Origin of the sequence: Streptomyces alkaliterrae (genome assembly GCF_007097205.2) — a bacterium.
Taxonomy (GTDB): Bacteria; Actinomycetota; Actinomycetes; order Streptomycetales; family Streptomycetaceae; genus Streptomyces; species Streptomyces alkaliterrae.
The window spans coordinates 1-3,986 of sequence record NZ_VJYK02000410.1 but is presented as its reverse complement, the minus strand read 5'-3'; the positions used below and the strand labels follow the sequence as shown (position 1 = coordinate 3,986).

The 3,986-nt window shown below is 72.1% G+C and carries 8 protein-coding genes; 4 read left to right on the top strand and 4 right to left on the bottom strand.

Annotated elements, in window-relative coordinates; translation table 11 throughout:
* The first annotated feature begins 100 nt into the window (after positions 1 to 100).
* Positions 101 to 559: an NUDIX domain-containing protein gene (locus tag FNX44_RS24700; RefSeq protein WP_143651212.1), complete on the top strand. Its 459-nt coding sequence runs from the start codon at positions 101 to 103 to the stop codon at positions 557 to 559.
* Here FNX44_RS24700 and FNX44_RS24695 read toward each other — a convergent pair.
* Positions 509 to 805, bottom strand: a complete 297-nt coding sequence (locus tag FNX44_RS24695) for a hypothetical protein (RefSeq protein ID WP_143651211.1) — start codon at positions 803 to 805, stop codon at positions 509 to 511. The two genes, FNX44_RS24700 and FNX44_RS24695, sit on opposite strands and share 51 nt — an antisense overlap.
* A gap of 359 nt (positions 806 to 1,164) precedes the next feature.
* Positions 1,165 to 1,452, bottom strand: coding sequence for a DUF7848 domain-containing protein (locus FNX44_RS30020; RefSeq protein WP_143651213.1), 288 nt, complete (start codon positions 1,450 to 1,452; stop codon positions 1,165 to 1,167).
* A 16-nt stretch (positions 1,453 to 1,468) separates the two neighbouring features.
* On the opposite strand from FNX44_RS30020, the gene FNX44_RS24690 reads away from it, so the two are divergent.
* From FNX44_RS24690 to FNX44_RS24680, 3 genes are all read left to right on the top strand, one after another.
* Positions 1,469 to 1,675 carry a hypothetical protein gene (locus tag FNX44_RS24690; RefSeq protein WP_323369650.1) on the top strand — a complete coding sequence of 69 codons (207 nt, stop codon included), beginning with the start codon at positions 1,469 to 1,471 and terminating at the stop codon, positions 1,673 to 1,675.
* A 156-nt stretch (positions 1,676 to 1,831) separates the two neighbouring features.
* A complete protein-coding gene (locus FNX44_RS24685) occupies positions 1,832 to 2,569 on the top strand; it encodes a 2OG-Fe dioxygenase family protein (RefSeq protein WP_228450188.1) in 738 nt (245 codons plus the stop codon).
* A gap of 36 nt (positions 2,570 to 2,605) precedes the next feature.
* Positions 2,606 to 3,202, top strand: a complete 597-nt coding sequence (locus tag FNX44_RS24680) for an HhH-GPD-type base excision DNA repair protein (protein WP_143651209.1) — start codon at positions 2,606 to 2,608, stop codon at positions 3,200 to 3,202.
* On the opposite strand, the gene FNX44_RS24675 is transcribed toward FNX44_RS24680, so the two are convergent.
* Positions 3,199 to 3,753, bottom strand: a complete 555-nt coding sequence (locus FNX44_RS24675) for a GrpB family protein (protein WP_143651208.1) — start codon at positions 3,751 to 3,753, stop codon at positions 3,199 to 3,201. The two genes, FNX44_RS24680 and FNX44_RS24675, sit on opposite strands and share 4 nt — an antisense overlap.
* A 47-nt stretch (positions 3,754 to 3,800) precedes the next feature.
* Positions 3,801 to 3,986, bottom strand: a 186-nt coding sequence (locus tag FNX44_RS28285; protein ID WP_500274212.1) for a VOC family protein, incomplete at its 5' end; no start/stop codon positions are given.

Here is a 3,986-nt window from a genome sequence, read left to right as displayed (position 1 = left end):
CCCCGCCACTGCTTTCCCCCGGCGCTCCCCGCCGTTGGACAGCCACCGCACGCAGCGGCGAAAGTGGCAACACCGTCCGGGGACGAGGGGAGACGACAAGGTGAAGCGACTGGCCGCAGGTGTGTGGCGCCGCCTCCGAGGCCCCGTGCAGTGGCGGGTGCTGTGGCTCACCCGCGCCAAGTTCATGGTCGGCGTCACCGGCGTCGTACGCGACGACGCCGGGCGCGTGCTCCTGCTGCGCCACCGCATGTGGCCGGAAGGCCGCCAGTGGGGGCTGCCGTCGGGCTACGCGGTCAAGGGCGAGGAGTTCACCGCCACCGTCGTACGCGAGGTCCGCGAGGAGACCGGTCTGGACGTGGCCGTCGGCCGACTCGTGCACCTCAGGAGCGGCTTCCGCCTCCGTATCGAGGTCGCGTACGAGGCCACGCTGCTCGGCGGCGAGCTGCGCATCGACCCGTTCGAGATCCTGGAAGCCCGCTGGTTCTCCCCCGACGAGCTCCCCACCGGCCTACAGGACCTGCACCGAACCCTGATCCACTCCCGACCCGCCCCCGACTGACGCCCAGCCCGGCGGCGCCGCCCCGGTCGGCGGCAGCTCGACACCGTCCACCATCTCGACCCCGTCCCCGGCCTCCAGTACCTGCAGCCGCCGCATCCGCTGCGCCCGCCGCTCCTCCTTCCACTCCTCCACGAACCGCCGACTCTGCTCGATCACGACATACCAGGGCACCCGGAACTCGTCCAGCATGATCGGCTTGTCCGCGTCCGCACACTCGGCGGCATACCGGCTCCGCCGCCTGGGCATCGCCCGCAACGAACTCGACCGCGGGCAGCGAAGGTTCATCACCCCCGCCCCGACCACCGTCCGCCCCACCGCACCACGGCGGCAGCGACACACGGACGGCGCCGCGGGAACGGACCTCCGGTGCCGCCCGCGAGCGGGCAGAACGAACGAAACCAACAGACGTACACACGCCACGAAGGCGCGCACGATAAACTCACACACGTCGCCAGGGTTCTTTCTCTAGAAGCTGATGGATGGCGACCACGCCCCGGGGGTGTTCCCGCACCCGCCGGGGTATTCTTCTGCCGTGGCCGATATTCTGATGACCTGTTAGCCATAGGCTAACAGGTCATCAGGTGCTCCTACAAGATGCGCTGGCACTACTGCCATTCGCCCGGGATGAGGCGGTAGGGGATCCCCACGAGGAGTCGGAACGTGAAGTGCTCGCGTTCGCGCCTCCGGTGGCTCTCGACCCACGAGGCGGCGCCTTCTGCGCTTCGCAGGATCGCCCTGCCCTGAGCCTCGGCCGACTCCCGCTTCGGGGACTCGACGGTGGGACCGGTCTGTCCGCAGACGGCGCACTGCATCATCGCCGTCCGGCCCTCCGCGTCCGGCTCGCCGTCGGGCTGGACGCGGAAGCGCCGGAACGCGTAGCGCCCGCGCGTCAGACGTACTCGTGCGATCGTGCTCGCCGACCTCGGTCACGTCCAGCTCGAACGCGGCGACACAGCCCAGGCCCTGGCGACCTGGCGCGATTTCCCGGACTGCGCCGAGGGCGTCCGGTCCGTCCGCATCAACGACGGCATGACCAACATCGCCGCACGCCTCCAAACCCTCCCCCTCGACCCGACCGCCGGCGAGCTCACCGAACGCATCACCGCCCGCACGTGAGAGAAGGGCCCCATCTCGGGCTGGGGCGACTTGACGGCCGCGCTCAAGCGCGGCGAGCTGTCCGGCTGCCGCCGCCGTCCCGCCCCGCCCGCATCACCCGATCGGGTGATGCGGGCACCTTTGCGGGCGTCGGCTCGGCGGCGCAGCATCGGCGGGATGAGGAGTGACGCGGGAGCGGGGGCGGCGGCCGCCGTCGCTGCCGGGCGGGTGCTGGGGTCGGCCGGGGTGTGTCTGATGCCGTCGGTGGACGTGCTGGCGTGTCTGGGGGTCGGCGGGGCGGAGTGGGAGCGGTTCGCCGCGCACTGGGACGATCTGGTGGTCGACCGGTACGCGGCGGCCAGGGGCACGCGTCGGCTGCGTCGCTACGGGAAGTTTGTCCTGACGGGAGCGGGGGAACTGCGGCCCCGCTCCCACGGCACGTTTGTGCAGCCGGACGACACCAATCGGCTCTACGTCGGCGTCGAGCGGCGGTTCGAGCCGCTGACCGACGCGTTTGTCGCCGATCCGGTGTTCGGGAAGCTCGTCGGGCTGCTCGGCGTACTGGCGCGGGGGCTGGAGGAGGAGCGGGACGAGTGGGTGGTGCTGGTGCACCCGTTCCGGGTCATCGCCGTCGCCGGGCAGGACGGGCAGCCGACGCCGGAGGGGCGGCACAGGGACGGCGTCACACTGGTCACGTCCCTGCTCGTAGGCCGTGAGAACGCCGTCGGCGGGCGGAGCGCGGTGTACGACGACGGCGGCGCGCCGCTGCTGGCGGCGACGCTCGACGAGCCGGGCGCGCTGCTGCTCGGGGACGACCGCCGTACGGAACACGAGGTCTCGCCGATCCGCCCGCTGGACCCGGCGGCGCAGGCCCACCGCGACGTCCTGGTGACAACGCTGCTGCCGGTGGGGTGACGTGCGGCGCGGGGGTTGGTTGTGGATGATCGGGGTATGGACACCACGCTGCGTCTGGCCCAGCAACCGGAGGCCGACGAACTGCTCGGCCGCAGTCCGCTCGCCGCGCTGGTCGGCATGCTGCTCGACCAACAGATCCCGATGGAGTGGGCCTTCACCGGGCCGCACACGATCGCCCAGCGGATGGGCGTCGACGACCTGGACGCGCACGAGATCGCCGCTCAGGACCCGGAGGCGTTCGCGGAGCTGCTGTCGCGGAAGCCGGCCGTGCACCGCTACCCCGGCTCGATGGCCGGTCGCGTGCAGAAGCTGTGCCAGTACCTGGTGGAGCACTACGACGGCGACGCCGAGGCCGTCTGGCGGGACGCGGCCGACGGCCGGGAGCTGCTGAAGCGACTTGTCGACCTTCCGGGTTTCGGCAAGCAGAAGGCGCAGATCTTCCTCGCGCTGCTGGGCAAGCGGTTGGGCGTGACGCCGGAGGGCTGGCGGGAGGCGGCCGGGCCGTACGGCGAGCAGGGTTCGTACCGCTCGGTGGCCGACATCACCGGGCCGGAGTCGCTGGCGAAGGTGCGCGAGTACAAGCAGGAGGCCAAGCGCGCGGCCAAGGCCGCGAAGGCGGCCAAGGAGGGCTAGCCCGGCGGCGCCTTCCCGAGCAGTTCGTCGATGACCGCGGTCTTCGCGTCGGCGTAGTTCTGGACGTACTGCCAGCTGCGCTCCGCGAGCTGACGCTTCGTCCGCTCGTAAACGCGCCGGGCGGCGGGGTCGGCTCGGAGCAGGTCGCGGAAGCGCAGCATCCGGGCGGACTCCGGGCAGTCCTCGCCGAAGACGTGGAGGTTCACGGCCGGGTCACCGGATCCGCGCAGCACGCGGTGCTCGTACCACTCGGGCTCGCGGATGGCGAGGCGGAGGCCGACCGCGCCGAGTGCGGGCACGTAGGTCTCCTCCCGGCCCGGCTCGGCGAGCTCCAGCAGGATGTCGATGATCGGTTTGGCAGCGAGTCCCGGGACCGACGTGGAGCCGACGTGTTCGAGCAGGCGGACGTCCGCGCCCAGTGCGCGGCGGACGGCCTCGGCGGTGCGGGCGTAGGCGGTGGCCCACTCGGGCTCCGGCTCGGCGAGTTCGACGCGGCCGTCGAGGCGGGGCAGCTTGTCGACGTGCGCGGCGCGGATTTCCGCCTCACTCATCGGCCGTGACGGGCCATCGGGCGCACGGGGGTCGTCGGATGGCCCGGTCATGCGGCGGCCGCGGCGGGAGCAGCGGGAGCGGCGGGTTCGAGGAACTCCAGGCGGTTGCCGAACGGGTCGGCGGAATGGAAGCGGCGGTAGCCGGGGAGGTTGTCGTCCCAGGTCACCGGCAGTCCGTGGGCCAGGAGGCGGTCGGCGAGGGCGTCGAGGGAGGTGACGAGGACGCCGGGGTG